The sequence below is a fragment of the Mesorhizobium maamorense genome, assembly GCF_044998965.1.
GTDB lineage: Bacteria > Pseudomonadota > Alphaproteobacteria > Rhizobiales > Rhizobiaceae > Mesorhizobium.
Window position 1 is genome coordinate 6,441,276 of the sequence record NZ_CP173356.1, and the last position, 21,405, is coordinate 6,462,680.

At 60.3% G+C, this 21,405-nt stretch carries 19 protein-coding genes and 1 riboswitch; of the genes, 9 read left to right on the forward strand and 10 right to left on the reverse strand.

Going from position 1 to position 21,405, the window contains the following annotated elements:
• The first annotated feature begins 96 nt into the window (after positions 1-96).
• The gene (locus ACIU1A_RS32030) at positions 97-366 is read left to right on the forward strand and encodes a BrnT family toxin (RefSeq protein ID WP_140564808.1); all 270 of its coding nucleotides are present in this window, start codon (positions 97-99) and stop codon (positions 364-366) included.
• Positions 350-676 (forward strand): BrnA antitoxin family protein, encoded by a 327-nt coding sequence (locus ACIU1A_RS32035; RefSeq protein ID WP_140496628.1) that lies wholly within the window; start codon positions 350-352, stop codon positions 674-676. Before ACIU1A_RS32030 ends, ACIU1A_RS32035 begins: the two co-directional genes overlap by 17 nt.
• A gap of 21 nt (positions 677-697) precedes the next feature.
• Here ACIU1A_RS32035 and ACIU1A_RS32040 read toward each other — a convergent pair whose 3' ends face one another.
• Entirely contained in the window at positions 698-1,885 is a 1,188-nt protein-coding gene (locus tag ACIU1A_RS32040; RefSeq protein WP_140513257.1) for an O-succinylhomoserine sulfhydrylase, read from the reverse strand.
• Positions 1,886-1,942: 57 nt separating this feature from the next.
• A riboswitch (SAM riboswitch) is annotated at positions 1,943-2,020 on the reverse strand.
• 77 nt (positions 2,021-2,097) lie between these two features.
• Here ACIU1A_RS32040 and ACIU1A_RS32045 point away from each other — a divergent pair.
• On the forward strand, positions 2,098-3,192 hold the full coding sequence (locus ACIU1A_RS32045) for a 2'-deoxycytidine 5'-triphosphate deaminase (RefSeq protein WP_140523969.1): 1,095 nt from the start codon (positions 2,098-2,100) through the stop codon (positions 3,190-3,192).
• A 98-nt stretch (positions 3,193-3,290) separates the two neighbouring features.
• Positions 3,291-4,064, forward strand: a complete 774-nt coding sequence (locus tag ACIU1A_RS32050) for an ABC transporter substrate-binding protein (RefSeq protein ID WP_404926168.1) — start codon at positions 3,291-3,293, stop codon at positions 4,062-4,064.
• A 218-nt stretch (positions 4,065-4,282) separates the two neighbouring features.
• Here the strand turns inward: ACIU1A_RS32050 and araD1 are convergent, their stop codons facing one another.
• From araD1 to chvE, 4 genes are all read right to left on the reverse strand, one after another.
• The gene (gene araD1 / locus ACIU1A_RS32055) at positions 4,283-5,275 is read right to left on the reverse strand and encodes an AraD1 family protein (protein WP_140550479.1); all 993 of its coding nucleotides are present in this window, start codon (positions 5,273-5,275) and stop codon (positions 4,283-4,285) included.
• 199 nt (positions 5,276-5,474) lie between these two features.
• Entirely contained in the window at positions 5,475-6,767 is a 1,293-nt protein-coding gene (gene mmsB, locus ACIU1A_RS32060; RefSeq protein ID WP_140496616.1) for a multiple monosaccharide ABC transporter permease, read from the reverse strand.
• The gene (mmsA, locus tag ACIU1A_RS32065; protein WP_140496613.1) at positions 6,764-8,296 is read right to left on the reverse strand and encodes a multiple monosaccharide ABC transporter ATP-binding protein; all 1,533 of its coding nucleotides are present in this window, start codon (positions 8,294-8,296) and stop codon (positions 6,764-6,766) included. The genes mmsB and mmsA overlap by 4 nt, the downstream gene beginning before the upstream one ends.
• 97 nt (positions 8,297-8,393) lie before the next feature.
• Positions 8,394-9,464 carry a multiple monosaccharide ABC transporter substrate-binding protein gene (gene chvE, locus ACIU1A_RS32070; RefSeq protein WP_140496611.1) on the reverse strand — a complete coding sequence of 357 codons (1,071 nt, stop codon included), beginning with the start codon at positions 9,462-9,464 and terminating at the stop codon, positions 8,394-8,396.
• Positions 9,465-9,751: 287 nt separating this feature from the next.
• On the opposite strand from chvE, the gene ACIU1A_RS32075 reads away from it, so the two are divergent.
• Positions 9,752-10,741 (forward strand): LysR family transcriptional regulator, encoded by a 990-nt coding sequence (locus ACIU1A_RS32075; RefSeq protein ID WP_140496609.1) that lies wholly within the window; start codon positions 9,752-9,754, stop codon positions 10,739-10,741.
• A 763-nt stretch (positions 10,742-11,504) separates the two neighbouring features.
• On the opposite strand, the gene ACIU1A_RS32080 is transcribed toward ACIU1A_RS32075, so the two are convergent.
• Together ACIU1A_RS32080 and ACIU1A_RS32085 are read right to left on the reverse strand one after the other, a co-directional pair.
• Positions 11,505-12,371 (reverse strand): nucleotidyl transferase AbiEii/AbiGii toxin family protein, encoded by an 867-nt coding sequence (locus tag ACIU1A_RS32080; protein WP_404926169.1) that lies wholly within the window; start codon positions 12,369-12,371, stop codon positions 11,505-11,507.
• Positions 12,364-13,008 (reverse strand): type IV toxin-antitoxin system AbiEi family antitoxin domain-containing protein, encoded by a 645-nt coding sequence (locus ACIU1A_RS32085; protein ID WP_404928044.1) that lies wholly within the window; start codon positions 13,006-13,008, stop codon positions 12,364-12,366. The genes ACIU1A_RS32080 and ACIU1A_RS32085 overlap by 8 nt, the downstream gene beginning before the upstream one ends.
• A 168-nt stretch (positions 13,009-13,176) precedes the next feature.
• Between ACIU1A_RS32085 and ACIU1A_RS32090 the strand changes: the two genes are divergently transcribed.
• From ACIU1A_RS32090 to ACIU1A_RS32100, 3 genes are all read left to right on the forward strand, one after another.
• Positions 13,177-13,587, forward strand: a complete 411-nt coding sequence (locus ACIU1A_RS32090; protein ID WP_404926170.1) for an XRE family transcriptional regulator — start codon at positions 13,177-13,179, stop codon at positions 13,585-13,587.
• Entirely contained in the window at positions 13,584-13,853 is a 270-nt protein-coding gene (locus ACIU1A_RS32095; RefSeq protein WP_404926171.1) for a hypothetical protein, read from the forward strand. The genes ACIU1A_RS32090 and ACIU1A_RS32095 overlap by 4 nt, the downstream gene beginning before the upstream one ends.
• A gap of 71 nt (positions 13,854-13,924) precedes the next feature.
• Positions 13,925-14,218: a DUF2293 domain-containing protein gene (locus ACIU1A_RS32100; RefSeq protein WP_404928046.1), complete on the forward strand. Its 294-nt coding sequence runs from the start codon at positions 13,925-13,927 to the stop codon at positions 14,216-14,218.
• A 211-nt stretch (positions 14,219-14,429) separates the two neighbouring features.
• On the opposite strand, the gene ACIU1A_RS32105 is transcribed toward ACIU1A_RS32100, so the two are convergent.
• Positions 14,430-15,602, reverse strand: a complete 1,173-nt coding sequence (locus ACIU1A_RS32105; RefSeq protein WP_404926172.1) for a hypothetical protein — start codon at positions 15,600-15,602, stop codon at positions 14,430-14,432.
• 151 nt (positions 15,603-15,753) lie between these two features.
• Positions 15,754-16,872 (reverse strand): glycosyltransferase family 4 protein, encoded by a 1,119-nt coding sequence (locus ACIU1A_RS32110; protein WP_404926173.1) that lies wholly within the window; start codon positions 16,870-16,872, stop codon positions 15,754-15,756.
• 526 nt (positions 16,873-17,398) lie between these two features.
• Here ACIU1A_RS32110 and ACIU1A_RS32115 point away from each other — a divergent pair.
• Positions 17,399-19,468: an alpha-1,4-glucan--maltose-1-phosphate maltosyltransferase gene (locus ACIU1A_RS32115; protein WP_404926174.1), complete on the forward strand. Its 2,070-nt coding sequence runs from the start codon at positions 17,399-17,401 to the stop codon at positions 19,466-19,468.
• A gap of 27 nt (positions 19,469-19,495) precedes the next feature.
• On the opposite strand, the gene ACIU1A_RS32120 is transcribed toward ACIU1A_RS32115, so the two are convergent.
• Positions 19,496-21,331, reverse strand: coding sequence for a mechanosensitive ion channel family protein (locus ACIU1A_RS32120; protein ID WP_404926175.1), 1,836 nt, complete (start codon positions 21,329-21,331; stop codon positions 19,496-19,498).
• Between the last annotated feature and the right edge of the window lie 74 nt (positions 21,332-21,405).

A 21,405-nucleotide genomic window follows, 5' to 3' on the forward strand; every position in this document is an offset into this window, starting at 1 on the left:
CAGCTTGATGTCGAGGAAGGTTATCGTATATACAAAAATTGTTGAACTAGGCTCTATTTTTGTGTATACAATAACCTATGGAGCGCCCCCACGGCGATGCTGTTCGAGTGGGATGAAAACAAGGCAAAGACAAACAGGGCCAAGCATGGCGTGGATTTCGCGATCGCTCCGTCCTTCGATTTCGCCAATGCCGTTATCCGGCTCGATGACAGCGAGGATTTTGGCGAGGATCGTCTTGTTGCCATCGGTCTGATCGAGGCTGGCGTTTATGTGATGGTCTATGTCGAGCGAAGCCATGCGATCCGCGTAATTTCGCCACGCAAGGCAACGAGACAGGAGATTACGGACTATGTCGAAAACCTCTAAGACGATCGTGCGCCGCGAGGCTACTCCCCCAAAGCAGTCGCGCGCTGATGCTTTGGGGCTCGCCAGAAAGGCGCTTGGCGCGAGGACCGACGAGGAAGATGCTGCGATCACTGCCGCCGCCGAGGCCGATCCGGATGCGCAGCCGACCGATGCCGCTTCGCGCCGCAAAGTTGGCCGACCGCCGCTTGCGCGACCCAAACGTGCGGTACAGTTGCGCCTCGACGCCGATGTTGTCGACCGTTTCAGGGCCGGTGGTGATGGCTGGCAGACGCGCATGAACGAAGCATTGCGCAAAGCGGCAGGCCTGTAATCCTCGGTCTGCCACCAGTCCTCATCGGGCCTTCAACGCCTGCGCGATGTCGTCCAGCAAATCGTCGGTATCTTCCAACCCGACCGACAGCCTGAGCGTGCCGGGTCCGATGCCGAGCTCGGCGCGCGCTTCGTCGCTGAGGTTCTTGTGCGTCGTCGTCGCCGGATGGGTGATCAGGCTTTTGGCGTCACCGAGATTGTTCGAGATCAGGACGATGTCGAGCGCGTTCTGCAAGGCGAAGGCACCCTGCTTGCCGCCCTTGACGTCAAAGCAGATCAGGGTGGAGCCGCCCGACATCTGCTTCTTCACGACGTCAGCCTGCGGATGGTCGGCGCGCCCGGGATAGATCACGCGGGCGATCTCCGGCTGCTCGGCCAGGAAATCGGCGATCTTGCCGGCGCTCTCCGTCTGCTGGCGCACGCGCAGCGGCAGCGTTTCCAGGCCCTTCAGCAGCGTCCAGGCATTGAACGGCGACAGGCTGGGGCCGGTATGGCGGAAATAATCGTGCAGGTTCTCGTCGATCCACTTCTTGTCCGACAGAATGACGCCGCCGAGACATCGGCCCTGGCCATCGATGTGCTTGGTCGCCGAATAGACCACGATATGCGCGCCGAGCTGCAACGGCTTCTGCTGCAGCGGCGTGGCGAAGACATTGTCCACGACCAGCCGCGCGCCGATCGAATTGGCAAGCGAAGCGACGGCGGCGATGTCCACCACCTCAAGCGTCGGGTTGGTCGGGCTTTCCAGGAAAAACAGCTTGGTGTTGGGCCGAACCGCCTTTTCCCAATTGGCGATGTCGGTGCCGTCGACCAGCGTCGCCTCGATGCCGTAGCGCGGCGCCAGCGTCTCGACCACCCAGCGGCAGGAGCCGAACAGGGCGCGCGCCGCAACGATATGATCGCCGGCCTTGACGCTGCACAGGAGGGCTGCCGTCACCGCCGCCATGCCGGACGCGGTGGCGCGCGCGTCCTCGGCGCCTTCGAGCGCGCACATGCGCTTCTCGAACATGTCGACGGTCGGATTGGCGTAGCGCGAATAGATGAAGCCCGGTTCCTCGCCCTTGAAGCGGGCTTCGGCGGCTTGGGCCGTTTCATAGACATAGCCCTGGGTCAGGTATATCGCCTCGGAAGTCTCGCCGAAGCCGGAACGCAGGGTTCCGCCATGCACGAGTGCGGTCTGAGGCTTCCAGTTGCGCGTCTTGCTCGTCATCGTCCTATCCAAACACAAAAAAACCGGCCGCGAAAAAGTCGCAACCGGTCCATGCGGCCTTGCGGCCCGACGGTCCTTTAGCGACTTGTTTAACGTGGCTGCAAGCCGACCGGCCAAATCACCACGGGATAACGACCCTTTAGACCCGCGCCACGCTTGCGTCAATTGCCGGCTTCATTAAGAGATTTGTACCAGCAGAGCGGAGCCAGACTTTGCGGCAGACAGGAATTCTTCCCGATCAGGACATTGCGGCGCTGTTCCAGTCCGGCGCGCTGAAGTCGTCGCGTGCGCTCGACGCCGACCAGATCCAGCCGGCCAGCCTTGATCTGAGGCTCGGCGACAAGGCGTGGCGGGTGCGCGCGTCCTTCCTGCCGGGTCCCAACCACAAGGTCAGTGAAAAACTCGACCGGCTGAAGCTGCACGAGATCAGCCTGGCCGACGGCGCCGTTTTGGAAACCGGCTGCGTCTACATCGTGCCCCTGCTCGAAAGCCTAGCGCTGCCGGCGGAAATTTCGGCGTCCGCCAATCCCAAGAGCTCGACCGGGCGGCTCGATATCTTCACCCGCGTGATGACCGATCGCGGCCACGAGTTCGACAAGATCGCCGTCGGCTATCATGGTCCGCTCTATCTCGAAGTCAGCCCACGCACCTTCCCGATCGTCGTGCGCGCCGGCTCGCGCCTTTCGCAGATACGCTTCCGCACCGGCAATGCGCTGCTCTCGGAAGCAGAGTTGCATCAATTGCACCGGGCCGAAATGCTGGTCGCCACCGAACCGCCGAACATCTCCGGCGGCGGCATCGCATTGTCGATCGATCTCAACGGCGACAGTGACGGGCTGGTCGGCTATCGCGGCAAACACCATACCGGCCTCGTCGATGTCGACAAACGCGCGGCGCAGGAGATCGTCGACTTCTGGGAGCCGATCCACAAGAGCGGCGCCGGCGAGTTGGTGCTCGATCCGGACGAGTTCTACATCCTCGTCAGCCAGGAAGCGGTGCATGTGCCGCCGCTCTACGCGGCCGAAATGACGCCCTTCGATCCACTGGTGGGCGAGTTCCGTGTCCACTATGCCGGCTTCTTCGATCCGGGCTTCGGCCACTCGGCGGCCGGCGGCACCGGCAGCCGCGCCGTGCTCGAAGTGCGCAGCCATGAGGTGCCGTTCATCCTCGATCATGGCCAGATCGTCGGCCGGCTGGTCTACGAGCATATGCTGAAGCGGCCGCAGGCGCTTTACGGCACCGAGCTCGGCTCGAACTACCAGGCGCAGGGCCTGAAGCTGTCCAAGCACTTTCGCGCCGCGCCCTGAACGCTCATCACCGTCAGGCAAGATACTTGCCTGCGCCGGCTCGCCATGCTTGGCTGCCTCGCCGGCCGCCGACGTGGCGGCGCTCAAGGGGAATGAAAATGCAGATTTCGAAATGGATCGTATCGGCGGCCGCCGCCGCCATGCTGACGCTTGGTGCCGGCGCCCTGTCGGCGCATGCGGCGGAGAAAATCAAGATCGGCACCGAGGGCGCCTATCCGCCGTTCAACACCATCACGCCCGACGGCAAGGTCGAGGGCTTCGACATCGACATCGCCAACGCCTTGTGCGCGCAGATGAAGGTCGAATGCGAGATCGTCACCCAGGACTGGGACGGCATTATCCCGGCGCTGCAGGCCAAGAAGTTCGACGCCATCATCGCTTCGATGAGCATCACCGAGGAGCGCAAGAAGCAGGTTGCGTTCACCCACAAATATTATACGACGCCGCTGTCGCTCGTCGCCCTGAAGGACAGCGACATCGCCTCGACCGAACCGGCGGCACTCACCGGCAAGACGGTCGGCGCCCAGGCGGCGACCACGCAGGCCAATTACGCCCAGGACGTCTATGGCAAGGCCGGCGCCGAAGCGAAGCTCTATCCGACCCAGGAAGAGGCAATCACCGATCTCCAGAACGGCCGCCTCGATGCCGTCCTTTCCGACAAGTTCGTGCTGATGGACTGGATGAAGAAGGCGAGCGACGGTTGCTGCAAGATGGTCGGCGACGTCAAGGGCACCGAGACCGAAGCCGGCATTGCCGTGCGTCTCGAGGATACGGCGCTGCGCGACAAGCTCAACGCAGCCATCGACGCCATCGTCGCCGACGGCACCTACAAGAAGATCAAGGACAAGTATTTCGATTTCGATATTTATTGAGATCTGAGACGCTTCTTACCTTCTCCCCTTGTGGGAGAAGGTGGCCTCGCGAAGCGAGGTCGGATGAGGGGGGTGTTCCAGGGAACGCCAACGCCTCACTTCAGCCAGCACCCCTCATCCGTCTCGGCGCTGCGCGCTGAGCCACTGCCCTGGGGCGAGCCACGGGTCTCGCCCCGTCCTTCGGATCCCACAGGGGGAGAAGGAAATGATGGCCACCCTCACAGCGCCTTCACCGCCACCTTCACCGGCTTTTCGATTTCGAGCGGGTTGCGCAGCGGCAGGCCGAAATCGCCGGCCTCGATCTCGAACACGTCGCCGGCCTCGGTCTTGATGCCGTCGGCGAAGGACAGGGTCGCGGTGCCGAACATGTGCACATGCACGTCGCCCGGCTGGCGGAAAGCCGAATATTTGAAATGGTGGTGTTCGAGATTGGCGATGGTGTGCGACATGTTCGCTTCGCCCGACAGGAACGGCTTTTCCCACATCAACTTGCTGTCGCGCCAGATGCGTGAGGAGCCCCTGATGTCGGCGGGCAGGTCGCCGACCAGGATCTCAGGTCCGAAGGAGGCGTTGCGCAGCTTGGAATGGGCGAGGAAGAGGTAGTTCACGCGTTCGGTCACATGGTCGGAAAATTCGTTCGACAGCGTGAAGCCGACCCGGAACGGCGCGCCGTCGTCGCCGATGACATAGATGCCGGCAACCTCGGGCTCCTCGCCGGCGTCCTTGGCGAAGGCCGGTGACAGGAGCGCGGCACCCGGCGCCACGGCCATCGTGCCATTGCCCTTGTAGAACCATTCCGGCTGCACCCCGATCTGACCTTTCGCGGGTTTGCCGCCTTCCAGCCCCATGCGGAACATCTTCATGGAATCGGTGAGCTGCTCTTCGCCGTCGGTGCTGAGCTTCTTGTGCATGGAATCGCGCGTTGCCGCCGAGCCGAGATGCGTGAGCCCCGTGCCGGTCAGATGCAGATGCGCCGGATCGGGATGATTGATCGGCGACAGCAGCCGCCCCTTCTTGTAGGCGGCGTCGAGATCGACGGTCTCGCCAAGTCCCTTGCGTTCGATCAGCGCGGCAAGGCCCACGCCGGTACGAGCGGCTTCCATCGCCAGCGAATAGACGCTGCGCGCGCCGTTGATGATCCGGGTTTTGCCGCCCGTGCGTGCAACGACACGGATGGTCTCGGCGTCGTCGAGAATCTGCGAGATCAGCATGATCAGTCCTCTCTCATATCTTGGCATGGCTGCCTTCTGGCAAACCCTGACCTGCGCGGCTCGGACTGGCCGTGCCACGGGTTGAACTCGTCGTCCGGATTGCGCTCGCGAGCCCGGTCCCTGAAGGACTTTTTCAAGCCGGCGAATTGCCGGCAGCGCCGCGACCGTATGCCTCCTGCTTGCCTCGCCTGAAGCCTGTTCAGGCCTTGTTCTTGTTGTAGACGTCGAAGATCACGGCGCCGAGCAGCACCAGGCCCTTGACCACTTGCTGCCAGTCGACATTGACGCCCATGATCGACATGCCGTTGTTCATCACGCCCATGATAAAGCCGCCGACCACCGCGCCGATGACCTGACCGACGCCGCCCATCGCCGAGGCGCCGCCGATGAACACCGCGGCGATGACGTCGAGCTCGCTGCCGAGGCCTGCCGCCGGCACGGCCTGGCCAAGGCGCGCCGCGATGATCAGGCCGCCAAGCGCCGACAGCACGCCCATATTGACGAACACGTAAAGCGTCAGCCGCTCGGTCTTGATGCCCGACAGCTGCGCGGCCTTGGCATTGCCGCCCATCGCATAGATGCGGCGGCCGATCGTCATGCGCTTGGTGACGAAGACGAACAGCGAGATCAGCAGGCCCATGACGAGCAGCACCACCGGCAGGCCCCGATAGCTGGCGAACTGGTAGACCAGGAACAGCGCCAGCGCGCTGCCGACCAGCGTCTTGATGACGAACAGGGTAAAGGGCTCGGCCTCATAGCCGTGGCGTTCGCGTTTGCGTCGCGTCCGTAGCCCGAAATAGGCATAGGCCAGCACGGCGATCAGGCCCAGCACGATCGTCGTCATGTGCAGCGTCAGGCCGCTGCCCATAATCGTCTTGCCGGCTGCATTCACCGTTGGCGGGATCAGCGTCAGCGGTCCGATGACATCTGGAATGAAGCCGGAGCTGAGTGCCTTGAACTCGGGCGGCAGCGGCCCGACCGAAGATCCGCCGCCGAGCAGCGCCTGGCAGATGCCGCGGAAGATCAGCATGCCGGCCAGCGTCACGATGAAGCTCGGTATTCGGTGATAGGCGATCCAGTAGCCTTGCGCCGCGCCGATGAGGCCGCCCACGATCAGGCAGACGATGGAGACCACCAGCGGGTTGCTGAATATGCCGAGAGGCCAGATCACCATCATCATCGCCGCCAGCGCGCCGATGAAGCCGGCCACGGACCCCACGCTGAGGTCGATATGGCCCGATACGATGACCAGCAGCATGCCGAGCGCCATCACGATGATGAAGGAGTTCTGCTGCACCAGATTGCTCAGGTTCACCGGCTTGAACAGCGTTCCCGAGGTGGTGAACTGGAAGAACACCATGATGGCGATCAGCGCCAGGATCAGGCCGTATTCGCGCAGGTTCGTCGCCAGCGCCGATACGGCGATGCGTGGACGCTGCCCTACATCTTCGGCGACGTTGCTTTGCGGGGCGGGGGCGCTTTCCGTGCTCATGCTGCTTTTCCTTCTCCCCGAACGATGGCGCGCATTATTCTTTCTTGGCTTGCGTCCGCCGCGGGCATTTCGCCGACGATGCGGCCTTCGTTCATGACATAGATGCGGTCGGTGATGCCGAGCAGTTCTGGCATTTCCGACGAGATGACCACGATCGCCTTACCTTCGGCCGCAAGGCGCGCGATGATCGTATAGATTTCATATTTGGCGCCGACATCGATGCCGCGCGTCGGCTCGTCCAGGATCAGCACTTCCGGGTCGGCGAACAGCCATTTCGACAGCACCACCTTCTGCTGGTTGCCGCCGGAAAGATTGCCGGTCATCTGATAGACGCTGGAGGCGCGGATGTTGGTCTGCTTGCGATAGTCGTTGGCGACGGCAAGCTCGCGCAAATCATCGATCACGCTGTGGCGCGACACGCCGCCGAGATTGGCCAGCGTAATGTTATGCTTGATATGGTCGATGAGGTTGAGGCCGTAGGTCTTGCGATCCTCGGTCACATAGGCAATGCCGTGTTCGACCGCCCTGCTCACAGAGGAGACGTCGATCGGCTTGCCCTTGAGCAGCACCTCGCCGGTGATGCGGCGCCCATAGGAGCGGCCGAACAGGCTCATGGCGAATTCGGTTCGTCCGGCGCCCATCAGCCCGGCAATGCCGACCACCTCGCCCTTGCGCACATTGATGTCGATGCCCTTGATCACCTGCCGCTCGGCGTGGAGCGGGTGATAGACCGACCAGTTCTTCACCTCGAACACGACCTCGCCGATATCGGGCTCGCGCGGCGGATAGCGGTCGTCGAGCGAACGGCCGACCATCGAGGTGATGATGCGGTCTTCCGAGATGTCCTTCCTGGACAGCGTCTCGATGGTTCGCCCGTCGCGGATGACGGTCACCTTGTCGGCGACCCGGTTCACCTCGTTGAGCTTGTGCGAGATCAGGATCGAGGTCATGCCTTGTCGCTTGAATTCGAGCAGAAGATCGAGCAGCGCCTGGCTGTCCTTTTCGCTGAGTGACGCCGTCGGCTCGTCGAGGATCAGGAGCTTGACCTCCTTGCTCAGCGCCTTGGCGATCTCGACCAGCTGCTGCTTGCCGACACCGATATTGGTGATCAGCGTCTTGGGGTCCTCCTTGAGGCCCACCTTCTTCAGCAGGGCGCTGGTGCGCGCCTCGTTGGCGTTCCAATCGATGACGCCGTATCGGGCGTGTTCGTTGCCAAGGAAAATGTTTTCGGCGATCGACAGCATCGGCACCAGCGCAAGCTCCTGGTGGATGATGACGATGCCCTTGCGTTCGCTGTCATGAATGCCTTTGAACTGGCATTCCTGGCCCTGAAAGATGATCTGGCCATCATAGGTGCCGGAGGGATAGACGCCCGACAGTACCTTCATCAGCGTCGATTTGCCGGCGCCGTTCTCGCCGACCACGGCGTGGATCTCGCCTTCCTCGACCCGAAGGTTCACGTTCGACAGCGCTTTGACGCCGGGAAACGTCTTGGTGATGTCCTGCATCTCCAAAATCGTCGAGGCCATGGGTAAAGTGCTCCTGCGAGACCCGCAACATACCGGGGTCGCTGGTGAACGAAAAGGGGCCCTGCGTTACGCAGGACCCCTGGCTATGCAACCGAATTTACTTCAGTTCGTCGGCCTTGATGTAGCCGGAATCGACGACCAGAGCCTGGTAGTTCGACTTGTCGACCTCATGCGGCGTCAGCAGGATCGAGGGAACGACCTTGACGTCGTTGTTGTAGGTCTTGGTGTCGAGGCCTTCCGGCTTGCCGCCAGAGAGCACCTTGTCGACGAGCTCGACGGTGGCCTTGGCCAGTTCACGGGTGTCCTTGAACACGGTCGAGTACTGCTCGCCCGAGATGATCAGCTTGACCGAGGCGGTCTCGGCGTCCTGGCCGGTCACGATCGGCCACGGCTGAGCCTCCGTGCCGTAACCGACGGCGCGCAGCGAGGCGGTGATGCCGCGCGACAGGCCGTCATAGGGCGACAGAACGCCATCGACGCGGCTGCCGTCCGAATAGTTGGCCGACAGCAGATTGTCCATGCGCGCCTGGGCGGTGGCGGCGAGCCAGCGCAGCGTGCCGACCTTGTCCATGCCGGTCTGGCCGGACTTGATCTTGATCGAACCGTCATCGATCAGCGGTTGCAGGACGGAAATCGCGCCGTTGTAGAAGAAGAAGGCGTTGTTGTCGTCGGGTGAGCCGCCGAACAGTTCGACGTTCCACGGCTTGGTATTCGGGAAGCGCTCCTTGAGGCCCTTCACCAGCGAATTCGCCTGGATCACGCCGACGCCGAAATTGTCGAACGTGGTGTAGTAGTCGACATTGGGCGTCTTCTTGATCAGGCGGTCATAGGCGACGACGACGACGCCGGCGTCAGCGGCTTTCTGCAGCGCATCCGACAGGGTGGTGCCGTCGATCGAGGCGATGATCAGCGCCTTCGGACCCTTGGTGATTTCGTTTTCCAGCTGGCTGAGCTGGTTGGGGATGTCGTCCTGCGCATATTGCAGGTCGACCGTATAGCCCAAAGCCTCGAGCTGGGACTTGACGGCATCGCCGTCGTTGATCCAGCGCTGCGAGGTCTTGGTGGGCATCAGCACGCCGACGAGACCCTTGTCGGCGGCGTGCGCCGAATAGGTCATGGCAGCGATGCCAAGGGCCGCGACGGCGGCCAGCGTCTTGATGATCTTCACAATTACTCTCCCTGGTTGATGGACGCGACACCTCGGGGCTTCGCGGGCCGCGCAGGCGAGCAGGAGCGCAAGCGCCGCTGTCGTCTATCGATCTCCGGTATCCTCCCAATCGGCCCTGGGACTGATTTCAATCGACACGATTTTCCTCGTCATCGACTGGCACGCCCCAGGACGCGCGAAGGGTGTGTCCCTTTGCCATAACTGTCAAATGCGATCTTTGATGATTGCTATACCGAAACTGGTATACGTTGACGCTGAACTCAAGGGCTTGGGAGCGAAGGGAATCCATGGCAACGTTGCGCAATCCTGGTGGGATTTCAGAAGGGTACGAGGTGCTCCCCGGTGACGGCGAGACCCTGCTGCGCAGCGGCCTCAGCCTGCGCCATATGCGCATGATCGTAGCACTGGACGATCACGGCCGGGTCAGCTCCGCCGCCCAGGTCATGAATATCTCACAGCCGGCGGCCTCGCGCATGATCGCCGAGATGGAAGCCGTGCTGGACGTCACGCTCTGCGAAAGGCTGCCGCGCGGCGTCACCTTGACGCCCTATGGCAAGGCGTTGGCCAGGCGCGCGCGCTCCATCCTGCTGGAGATGCGCGAGGTCGATCGCGAGATCTCCGAACTCAAGGCGGGCAAGGGCGGCTCGGTGTTCCTTGGTGCGGTGACGGCGCCCGCGATCGAACTCGCGGTGCCGGCGATCCGCGAAATCCGCCGCATCTACCCGCGCATCGAGATCACCATGCAGGTCGAGACCTCCAACGTGCTGGCGCGCGAGTTGATCGCATCGCGCCATGACTTCATCATCGCGCGCATCCCCGACGATCTCAACCCGCGGCTGTTCGAGTCCCGTGTCATCGGCGTCGAGAAGGCCTGCCTGATCGTGCGCCGGGGCCATCCGCTGACCGAGGGCAAGGCGGTGCGGTTGGAGGAGACCGCGGCCTATGACTGGGTTTTCCAGTCCGGCGGCTCGCCGCTGCGCCAGGCCATGGAGAGCAATTTCCTGAACCGCAACATCGCGCTGCCGGACCGCATCCTCAACACCAGCTCGCTGCTCCTGACCCTGGTCATGGTCGCGCACTCCGACGCCATCGCGCCGGTCTCGATCCAGGTGGCGAAATTCATCCAGAATCCCGAAGGGCTGGCCGGCGCGATCGATGTCGTGCAGACCGAGTTCGACATCGAGGTCCGGCCTTACAGCCTGATCACGGTGAAGAACCGCGCCCTGTCGCCGGCGGCGAAGATGCTGCATGACTTCATCCTGCGCGAAGTGGGGTGACCGGAACAAAAACCAGGTAAGTGCGTTCAAAGGCCAATCGGCGTTCGCGCCGGAGCTCGTTTCGAGCCGGGGAACGATGCGCCGATGATAAACAACTCGGGAGATTTTGATGGAACGTCGGTTGTTTCTTACTGGAATGCTTGGCGCCGCGGGGGCAGTTGCTTTTGCAGGCCTGGCCAGGCCCGGCAGAGCAGTTGCCGGGGTCCCGGACGGCAACGGAATCCTTGACGAGCTCGACAAGGACGACCTCGACAGGTCGGATGCGGCCGTCTTCGAAGGAGACGATCAAGCCGAGGTGGAGCAGATCTCGCATCGCCGGTGGCATCGCCGGCACCGTCGTTATGGGCGCCGCCGCGCCTGGCGCAGGGTCTGCCGCAGCTATTGGCGCCGCGGCCGCCGCCATGTCCGCTGCTGGCGCAGGCGCGTCTGGGTCAGTGTTTGGCTCTAAAACGATATCGGCAAAACGGCTGGAGCGGTTTTCCCGGAATTGCGCGAGAAACCGGTAGTTGGAGCGGCTTGGCAAGGGCGCAAGCCCTTGCGGAGCAGACTGGAGCGGGTAGCGGGAATCGAACCCGCGCGTTCAGCTTGGGAAGCTGGACGTAGTCCAGACATTTCAATGGTTTGGCTGTAAAACAGGGCCGTTGTTCGTCAGAAATTACCTAATGAAATCAGTGGCCATGTAAAACCTTCGAGGGCCGTTCTTGCGCCTGCCGGCATCGCCAAGCTGCAGCCGACAGGTTCGCTATCAGGTCGCGTGACAGCCTTAACCCGAAAGCCGTGCCCTCGCAGCATGAGGCATCAGGAATTTGGCAATCTCGGCAACGATCTCCGTAAGAGGCGGCACGTTGTCCTCCAGGCTTCGCACAAATGCAGACCATTGTTGCTGCTTGGTAGGATCCGATGCGAAACCTTGGGTGGGAGCATCCGGAATGTCGGCCGGGATAGCTGTCCTGCGCCGCTCGAATGTCGCGGCAATGGCACTCGCCAGGCGATCGTCCTCAAAGGGATGTGTCTTTGCGAGCAGCCAGATGTCGTAGAAGTCCTTCATGCGGCTGTTTACGCGACCCAACAACACCATGGCCTGGAATTTTTCGGCGATCACCGTCTCGCGCGCATAGGCGCGAAGATGCGGTGCTGGACTGTCGAGGAGAACGGGGTAGTCAAGCTCCTCGAGGCCGGGTTCGGTTGCATCGCCGAAACCGATGTCGATGGAGACCCGCACTGTCGCGCCGCCGATGTCGGCATTGGTGCGAAGACGCAGGCCACCATACTCCAGCTCGTCGCGTATACGGTCCACGCTGAGTCCATTGCCGTCGAACACGACGCCGTCGTTGGCGTCGATCGCGCAGATCTCGGCGAAGATTGCGAGCATGCCGGTGGCATCAGGATCGCCATACCCCAGCAGATCCAGATCGCGAGTCGGCCGGAACGGTGTCTCGAACCAGGTCGTCATCAGCATCGCACCCTTCAGAACGAAGCGGTCGCGAAATCGGCTTTTTCCGAGCCGGTAGAGGAGACGCTCGATCGCATAGCGCGTCAGAACGAGATCGAAGGTCTGTCCACGCCCCTTGCCGATGACAAGAAGCCTGGCGCGCACCGAGGCGCCCATGTTGACGATGGTCTTAGCCATTGGCGGTGAGGGTTTCGAGATAGGGTTGCACGACTTTCCAAACGCCGGCGTCGTCGGCGTAGGAGACGATCTCGGAAGGACGCGCCTTGCCGCTGCGTAGCGCCTCTCTCAGGCCCTCAATCGCAAGATTGAGGCCGGTGCTTTGCTGGAAGCGCCTTCCTTCCGATCGGCGGTAGCGGAAGAGATCGACAACCGTCTTGGCGGGGCTGTAGATGCGAACCGTGACGCCCTCGATGACATGCTCCTCGATTCCAGCATCCAGCATCTTGGCTCCGAAGCGAACGAACTGGATTGGCGGGCTCTCGATCTTCGGACGTCGGTCCGTCGATCCGATAGCCATCCAGATGCGTGATGGAATGGTGTCGGTCAGCTCGTGGAAGGCAAGGGCGGAAACCAGGCAAATGATGCCGCGGGGGACGCGCTTGGCCGCTTCCGCCAGCGAGTGATTGGCATCGAGCTCGGCATCGGGAAGTTGATATAGGCCGCGGCCGAGCTGAAGGACCACACCTCGCTTCTCCATCCGGGCTATCGTGGTGGAGGTGATCCCGGCCGCGATGAATTCCGATAGACGTGCGATACCCCGCTCGCGAAGGAGTGAGATTGCGCGTTCCTGATGTGTCTGGTCGCCTACCGACATGCACATTAGTTGATACAAAACGTTGTATATGTCAATAGAATATCCAACGTTTTGTATCGTCCGGATCGTGCCCAAAATCCCCTGCGCTGATCCCACGAAGTCCCCAACAGGCCGTCGCTATAAAGAAAATAGCAGCACATCGAAGCTGTGATTTCAGAGGAAGTGACGATGAGTAGCCATCAGGGGAAACCTTATGCGGGCACCAGGCTCGCAAAATATCTTGAGAAGCGCATATTGGAGCTGAGGCCGAAGAAGACCCAGATCGCAATCGCCGGCGAGGCAGGGTTCGTCAATCCGAACATGCTCGCGATGATCAAGGCCGGCACCGCCAAGCTGCCGCTCGACAGGGTGTCGTCTCTGGCAACCGCTCTTGAGTGCGATCCGGTGATGCTTTTCCAGTTGGCGATCGAGCAGCTGGGCGGTGCCACTACTGAGCTTGCAGTCCGGCAGATCTTCGGGACGCTGGTCACCGAGAACGAGGTGGCCTGGCTCGAGGAAGTTCGCCGGGCGTCTGACCACACCAATCCGAGCCTTACCTCGAAGGCACGGTCCACCATTCGCGGGATCTTCGGCAAATGAGCGGCGGGCAGGACTTCTCTGTCGAAGGGTGGCGCCAGGCGGCCCGCGGTCGTGATCGCGAGATTACGCCCAACGAGCGTTTCTGGCTCGAGGTGATCAGGCTCGCTTCCTGGGATGCGGATCCTGCGCCCACGCTCGAAAAGGTGCAGAAACTAAGGCGGATTTTCAGTCACAGTCCAAATCGCCGGCCCGCAAACATGTCTTTGTCTGATCAGTTTGTCGCCGGTGTTTCCGCCGATCTGGTCAACGAATTTGTGGCTCATTGACAATGCCTGATGACGACCAGCCGAAACAAAATTCCTCCCACACTTTTTCCTTCGACGACGTGATGCGACACATGCGTATCCACCATCCAGGTTGTCCAAAGAAGACCTGTCTGACGATAGCCGCAAGGGTGAGCGCTAAGGATTGGAAAGATCTAAAACTAGGCACAGCAGTCGGTATAGAATTGCAGAATTATATCCGGCATTCCTTGACTGACTACGACGAATTGCTTCGATCCAAGATGATGACGCGAGATGAAGCATGGGCTTACATTGCGCCGCAAGTTGCGGAGACTCTTCGGACTTGGCGGAAGCCTGGAGTGAAACTTCGCCTGGTGCGACACGGCGGCAAACGCACTCTGAACTAGGCCAACTCGGAGCGGCGAGCGACAGTGACAATCTGCCACTGGTCCCATGAAATACGGTGATGACAGCAATGCGCCTGACATCGGTCAATCGAGCCAGTGGCACTGTTTGCTGAAGCGGACGTTCAGCCGGCAACCCTTGCAGCCACCAGCTTTGCCGAAGCAAGCACATCCAACTGGGAATCTGCGTGTTGAGATTCGTTATCTCGCTTGCCTAGAAAAGCAGTCCTTTTAATTCTGCCAAGATTTCCTTGACGGGCATTGCCAAGAATACCACAGGGACGAACGGGAGCAGCAATGCAACACCGAGGGCGGTAATGCTTTTGAGGTCGACCGGTACTAGTCGCAGCGAATAGACATTGGCGACGATCGCGTACAAATCCGTAGTTGCCGAGAAATCTGGCCTTTCCAGCGCGGAATTGTCGACAAGTCGACCGAGCCCAATCCATTTCTCTTCGAAGGCAGCGCCAACCCTGTTGGCAAGCGCTCCGTATTCGAACGAACCGTGCCGCAACGTCCTCATCAAAATCGGCGTAAAAAGAAACAAAGGCGCTGCAAATAGGGCGCCCACAGCTAGCAAGAGGCAGGCACTAAAAATGGTTGTATCTCTCGGCATCACGCCATCGGCCAACACGATCTGTGCTAAACGCCCGGCGACGATCGTAGCAACTGCCATTGCTATAGGGGAAAATGCCCTCAACGAATATCCGAGCACAGCAAGACCGGCTGCGCCATCCGGATGGGATGCCAAGAGCCTGAGCTCGATCCTGGCGATCCGCCAAAGGAAATGCGCCCACAGAGCAAACCTCCACGCCCAGCCAAACAGCAAAGTCAGAAGCAGAGGGAGACTTACGAGGACGTGCCACCAGCCCGCCGGGGCGAAGGTAGGGGTGGAGTTGCCAGTCTTGTGCCAGACCGGAAACTGATCGAACGGCAGCGAAAAGGCCGCCGCTGAGACAACGAGGTAGGCAAGAGTGATTACAACAATCTCTGCAGCGTTCGAATTGAGCAGCGCGCGGGTTGAAGCGAGGGCTGTGTCATAAGCCCCACGGTCCTTGTCTGTTACAAGCCCGGCATCAGCAAAGTACCGTACGATGGCATTGAGCCTTGGCGCGCACTGCGCCTCAGCCAAAACAAGGAGCGGCGCGGCAACCAAGTACCGCGCGTGCACGTCCACCTCCCAAAGCAGTGACGTAATCCCGTCGGGGTGTAGAGCACTTTGAAAGCCAGCCAGAACAAGAAGAGGAAGCCAACCTATCAACCCAACCATCAACGCGCGACGGCCAACGTTGAGCTGACTGCCTTTCACTAACCCGAGACGACGCTGAAGACTTACAGGCGGACCATTCTCAAATATTGCGTCGGTTGGGTGACGATCTTCACTCATTTGTATTCACACATTCTAGTCCCACCCGCGCCCCAATTTAAGCCACGCGTGCCGGAGCCTTCACTAAATTCCGGCGGTGTCTCGTGGCGCAAACATTTGCCTGCTAACGCGATTGTCCTCATTCGCTAGCGCCCGTGGAACTGGTCCAGACCTAGGTCGTCGCCATCTTCCGACGTATTGACGTCGCGCTAATCCGGTCTCGCGCCATCTTCACAGATCTCTTCGTCGGTTTGCTTCCAGCAACGATCGAGGCGTAGATTGCCTCGTAGTCGTCGACCATCCGCGACGCGCTGAAACGCTCCTCAAATTTGCGCCGAACCTGGCGCCGGTCGAGCGAGCGGACTCGGTCGACCGCTGCTGCAGCCTCGCCGATGGTCTCGACCACGAAGCCGGTGATGCCCTCGTCCACGACTTCAGGCACAGAACCGTTCGGCCAAGCTATCACCGGGACCCCAAATGCCATGGCTTCAATCATCGCGAGGCCGAATGGCTCAGGCCACTCGATCGGGAAAAGCAAAGCCTGCGCGCCAGCAAAAAGAGCGGCCTTGCCGGCTTCGTCGACTTCTCCCAGGAATTCGACATGAGGGCTCTTCATTTGCTCGACAAGCTCTTCGCAGTAGGCACGGTTGCTATAATCCATTTTGGCGGCGATCTTGAGCCGCATGCCACTCAATCTGGCTATCTCGATCGCGCGATCGGGCCGCTTGTCGCGGTAAATCCGACCCAAGAAGGCAAGGTAGGGCTCTTTTGGAGGAGAAGCGTCGGGTGCAGGATAAAGATGCAGCGGCAGGCCGTGATACACGTTGCCCAACCATCGCGCCTCGGGCAGCGGCTGACGCTGACGCAACGAGATCGAGCTAAGCGAGAAATAGGGCCACCTGGCATAGGTGCCAGAGAGATCGATGTAGTCGAGCCGCCCGTGCGGCGTGGTTAGCGTTTTTGCCGCGAAACCCTCGAAGAGCGGGAAATGCTGGAAGTGGCTGAGGTGGCAATGGATTATGTCAAACCGGTCCTGCTGCCGACGCACTTCATGGAGCATTGCCAGGTGGGCAGCGATGGAAGACCGTCGAACGGCTGGATCAAGGCGCAGCCCTGTAGTCCCCTGCGCAACTAGATTTGCCGAGGTCACGGAATTCCCGCTTGCGAACAGCGATACCTCGTGGCCTCTTTTGACAAGCTCCTCAGTCAGATATGATACGATCCGTTCCGTCCCCCCGTATAGAAGCGGTGGCACCGACTCGTCCAACGGCGCTACCTGAGCGATCCTCATTGGTTGGTTCTCTCGGTCGTGTCCGGCGAAGGTCCGGCGTCATTGCTGTGGACGCTCACCGCGCCGAGGATCGTCACAAACCAAACGCGCCCGCTACCCATTTTCACGACCTCTCACCCACTTTTGCGCCTGGGTGCCTGATATGTTGAGGAGATGGCGATCCCTGGCTTGTGACAACAGGCTACCGCGAGTGGGCAATTGTAGGAATGTAAGTTACGTGGGGGTTGGGTAACTCACTATGCGAGCCGACAGTTGCCCGTTCTGTCCGATGCCGCTGCAGCGTCAGCGAAGAGTCCAAGTCGATCCAGCGAGCTTTGTGCGACCGGAGCAGAGGCGTCAGATCTGGCGAAAACTACGCTGGCGATAATCAATAATAGAAATATGGAGTTTCTTCGGAGCTTCGAAAAGGCTGAGATCACAAGCCAGGGGCTAATTTCGAACCCTCCAATAACGGTTAATTACGTTCCGCAGCGACAAGCAACGCTGCATCCTCTCCTGATTGTAGCAGGTCGGAAAGTGGACGTGGATGAAGACCGCCGGTCGAGCCGCAAAGCCTGGATCCTGGCATTCGGTAGAACCTCTGCCGTATGACTTGCAGAATCTGCCACAAGGAACAAACCCTAGGGTCGCCTTGGCGGCCGATCCGATTGCTTTCGAAGATCCAAGCCCCGAGATTAACGGGGGGCGCTTCGCGGCTAAATGTGTCGTTGGTGAACCGGTCCTGATCGAGGCGGACATCTTCAGCCACGGCCACGACACGCTCGATGCTCGTCTGCTCTACCGGCCCGCAGGCACAGATGCCTGGCTTCAGCAGCCAATGAGCTTGTTGCAAAAGGACCGCTGGCGCGCCACGGTTGTGCTCGATGAAAATCGACTTTACCAATTCACTTTCTGCGCGTGGCACGATCTCTACGCCACATGGCGCGAAGATGTAGCCAAAAAGGATGCTGCAGCCCAAGGTCTTGAAGCTGAGGTCGAAGAGGGCCGCGGCCTGCTTCAGAAGGCAGCACGATCTGCGTCGGCAAACCCAAGAGACGCCAACGAACTCGAACAGGTTCTTGCGTCGCTTATGATTTTGCGAACGGGCGTGCAGCGACTGGCTCTTCTCAAGTCCGAGGCGGTGGCAGCATTGATGAGCCGTGCTGGACCGCGAACTGATATCTGTCGCTACAGCAAGATTCTTGAAATATTCGCAGATCGGAAGGCCGCGGCGTTCAGCGCATGGTACGAGCTTTTCCCGCGGTCCCAGTCGGGCGATCCCACGCGTCATGGCACATTCGATGACGTGGTCGCCCGACTGCCTTATGTGCGCTCTCTCGGTTTCGACGTCCTCTACTTTCCGCCCATTCACCCGATAGGCAGGACCATGCGAAAGGGCCGCAATAACAACCTTACTGCCGACGTGGACGATGTGGGCAGCCCATACGCTATCGGCTCAGAGCATGGTGGGCATGATGCCATCCACCCGGAATTGGGAAGCTTCGAGGAATTTCGTCGCCTGATGGCTGCCGCGCGAGAGCACGGATTGGAGATAGCGCTGGACTTTGCGATCCAGTGCTCGCCTGATCACCCTTGGATACGACAACATCCCGAATGGTTTGCTTGGCGGCCTGACGGTTCCCTCAAGTTTGCCGAGAATCCTCCCAAGAAATATGAGGACATCGTCAATCTCGATTTTCGCGCGGGTTCCATTCCCGAGCTTTGGCACGCCTTGCGACATATCTTGCTGTTCTGGATCAACCATGGGGTCAAGATCTTTCGGGTAGATAACCCGCACACCAAGCCGTTCCCTTTCTGGGAATGGATGATCGGCGAAGTTCGCGCCAAACATCCCGACGTGATCTTTCTCGCCGAAGGCTTCACCCGCCCCAACGTCATGAAACACCTCGCCAAATTAGGGTTCAGCCAAAGCTATTCCCATTTCACTTGGCGCAATACCAAAAGGGAGTTGGAGGACTATCTTACTGAGCTCACGAAGACCGAATGCCGCCATTATATACGGCCCAATTTCTTCGCCAACACGCCAGATATCAACCCGATCTATCTTCAGCAGGGCGGCAGACCGGGTTTCCAAGTCAGGCTAATCTTGGCAGGGACGCTGGGCGGCAACTACGGAATCTACAACGGCTTCGAGATCGGCGAGGCCGAAGCGATTCCGGGCAAGGAAGAATACCTGAACTCGGAGAAGTACGAGATCCGCGCGTGGGACATGGATCAGCCGGGCAACGTCCAATGGGACATCCGGTTCCTGAACCGACTTCGTCGAGAACACAAGGCGCTTCAGGATTTCACCCGCCTCGCTTTCTACAATGCCTGGAACGACAACATCATCTACTACGGGAAGCGCACGGCCGACTTGGCAGACTTCCTGCTGTTTCATGTATGCCTTGATCCCCACTCGGCTCACGGCGCGGATTTTGAGGTGCCACTTTGGGAATTTGGCCTACCTGACGACGCCTCGATCGAGGTGGAGGACATGGTCACCGGCCATCGCTTCACCTGGCACGGCAAGGTTCAGCACATTCATCTCGATCCATTCTACAAGCCGTATGCGGCCTGGAGACTGATACGGCCGGCTGCCTCCGCCTCTTCCTAGTTGCCGCGGCGCCCCAAATTTCCCGCATCAGGCTCCTGCAGCTTTGTCCATCAGAGGCTTCGGCACCATGCGAACACCGTTTTCTCGAAACGCGTTGTGCACACCCTTCACCGCCGCCCGTTGAATTTCTGATTGCTTGCCGGGTTTTGCTTTGAACTTTGACCCGATCAGCAGCGTTCCATCCTCGATGGCTACCACGCCTTGGCTTTTGAAGGGCTCGATGAAAAATGGGGCGAATCCTGGATCGGCCATAAGGTCACTCCCGATTTTCTCGAGCAGTTGTCGAACCAGATCGACGTCGGTGTCCAAAGCGACACGGAAGGTCATTTTGTCGATGGCCCAGTCACGGCTGAAGTTCTCGATCTTGCCCATCTGACCATACGGAATGGTCGCAAGGGAGCCTCGCGCACCGCGCAGCCTGACGGATCGCACGGAGATCTTCTCCACAGTACCCTTGGCACCAGTTGTTTCGATGTATTCTCCGGCCCGAAACGCATCGTCAATCAGGAAAAATAGGCCGGAAACGATATCCTTGACCAAGGTCTGGGAGCCAAATCCGATCGCCAGCCCAAAGACACTGAGTCCCGTGATCAATGGCCATACGTTGACGCCAATCGAAACCAGGATCGAGAGTGCAGCCATGACGAGGACGCTCGACTTGCCGATCGCTCCCAACAGCGGAATAAGTGTTCCAAGCCTCGAGCGCGGCAGAAGTGGATTGGGTACGCTATCGACGAGCGAAATGCGTTCGATCGCCGTTGAAATAAGGTTCCACAGGAAAGCAGCCAACAGCGCTATCAAGGCGACCCCAAACGCCTGGCGGGTAACCGATCTGAGATCGATGCTTAAGCCGACCGCCAAAGGCGTCGCCCATATCGTACCAAGCAAAGCGACCATCACGATCACGAGCGCTAACCTGGCGGTCTGGCGCCAAGCTACAGCGGCGGTCGAGGTGCTGCGGGATTCCAAACCGCGCTCGGCCCAAGCCCAAACGATGGAGTCGAGATGTGGAATGGCAACGACCATCAGCGCGCTCAACAGCACCGCCAAACCGGGAAGCGCGGCACCCAGAGTACGCGCGATCTGGGCGTTAGCCGCGATGAAAAGCAGAATGCCAATCACGATTGCAGGCCAGATCCGTGCGAATCCCGCCCGCCACCGGCCTCTAGGGCGATTGCCCCCTACCGATCCAGCCATGGTTCGCCGATGGCGCCAAACCGCCCTGATGAGTAGGATCAGTGTCGGGATGGTTACCAGAGACGTCCCTATCAAATCCGTTATGCCTGGTCCCGCGCTCCACATTCGCAGTGTCGAAACCACCGAAAGGCCACCAAGCGCCCACATGAGCGCAAACGTCAGATCCCTCACCAGGGCCGTCAGATGGATTGGGCGGTCGCGAAATTCAGCGCGGACCTTTGCAAGGACGACGGCCTGCACGGCAAAGATCATGATGCATGCCACAACGGTCAAGGCTGTCCAGAGACGCAACGTTCGCAGAGGCAGGCCCGGGCCAGCGAGAAGCTGCGCGACGAGCAAGCCGATCACCAAAGCCGCGACAGCCGCAGCCGAACGGTATGAAAAGCGGCGCCAACTGCTGCGCTCGGCACCGTTTCTGTTTGCCTGTCGGCTTATCAATAGGAACGTGCCGGCGACGATCCCTGAAACCAGAGCGATTTGGAAGCAAAGGCCAGTAACCGATGTCGACGCGGCGGCGAGCGAGCTCCGCAAGCTGTCGTATTCGGCTGGCGCTCCGAACCAGGCCAGGTATCGCGCCTGGGCGCCCTCAACGAAGCGTCCTGCAACTTCCTCGAGGGTCGTGGTCAGAGAGGTGAGATCGGCACCTGGCGATGGATTGTCGCTCACATCAGTCGTCCTATTGCGGCGCCCAAATTATGTGTCAGCCGCCTCGACGCGCTGCCTATGCCGCCGTGCCCAAA

What these genes read in the sequence shown, in the direction of transcription:
- ACIU1A_RS32030 (WP_140564808.1), top strand. Translation starts at nt 97, where the DNA reads ATGCTGTTCGAGTGGGATGAAAACAAGGCAAAGACAAACAGGGCCAAG.
- ACIU1A_RS32035 (WP_140496628.1), top strand. Translation starts at nt 350, where the DNA reads ATGTCGAAAACCTCTAAGACGATCGTGCGCCGCGAGGCTACTCCCCCA.
- ACIU1A_RS32040 (WP_140513257.1), bottom strand. Translation starts at nt 1,885, where the DNA reads ATGACGAGCAAGACGCGCAACTGGAAGCCTCAGACCGCACTCGTGCAT.
- ACIU1A_RS32050 (WP_404926168.1), top strand. Translation starts at nt 3,291, where the DNA reads ATGCAGATTTCGAAATGGATCGTATCGGCGGCCGCCGCCGCCATGCTG.
- araD1 (WP_140550479.1), bottom strand. Translation starts at nt 5,275, where the DNA reads ATGCTGATCTCGCAGATTCTCGACGACGCCGAGACCATCCGTGTCGTT.
- mmsB (WP_140496616.1), bottom strand. Translation starts at nt 6,767, where the DNA reads ATGAGCACGGAAAGCGCCCCCGCCCCGCAAAGCAACGTCGCCGAAGAT.
- mmsA (WP_140496613.1), bottom strand. Translation starts at nt 8,296, where the DNA reads ATGGCCTCGACGATTTTGGAGATGCAGGACATCACCAAGACGTTTCCC.
- ACIU1A_RS32075 (WP_140496609.1), top strand. Translation starts at nt 9,752, where the DNA reads ATGGCAACGTTGCGCAATCCTGGTGGGATTTCAGAAGGGTACGAGGTG.
- ACIU1A_RS32080 (WP_404926169.1), bottom strand. Translation starts at nt 12,371, where the DNA reads ATGGCTAAGACCATCGTCAACATGGGCGCCTCGGTGCGCGCCAGGCTT.
- ACIU1A_RS32085 (WP_404928044.1), bottom strand. Translation starts at nt 13,008, where the DNA reads ATGTCGGTAGGCGACCAGACACATCAGGAACGCGCAATCTCACTCCTT.
- ACIU1A_RS32090 (WP_404926170.1), top strand. Translation starts at nt 13,177, where the DNA reads ATGAGTAGCCATCAGGGGAAACCTTATGCGGGCACCAGGCTCGCAAAA.
- ACIU1A_RS32095 (WP_404926171.1), top strand. Translation starts at nt 13,584, where the DNA reads ATGAGCGGCGGGCAGGACTTCTCTGTCGAAGGGTGGCGCCAGGCGGCC.
- ACIU1A_RS32100 (WP_404928046.1), top strand. Translation starts at nt 13,925, where the DNA reads ATGCGTATCCACCATCCAGGTTGTCCAAAGAAGACCTGTCTGACGATA.
- ACIU1A_RS32105 (WP_404926172.1), bottom strand. Translation starts at nt 15,602, where the DNA reads ATGAGTGAAGATCGTCACCCAACCGACGCAATATTTGAGAATGGTCCG.
- ACIU1A_RS32110 (WP_404926173.1), bottom strand. Translation starts at nt 16,872, where the DNA reads ATGAGGATCGCTCAGGTAGCGCCGTTGGACGAGTCGGTGCCACCGCTT.
- ACIU1A_RS32115 (WP_404926174.1), top strand. Translation starts at nt 17,399, where the DNA reads ATGAAGACCGCCGGTCGAGCCGCAAAGCCTGGATCCTGGCATTCGGTA.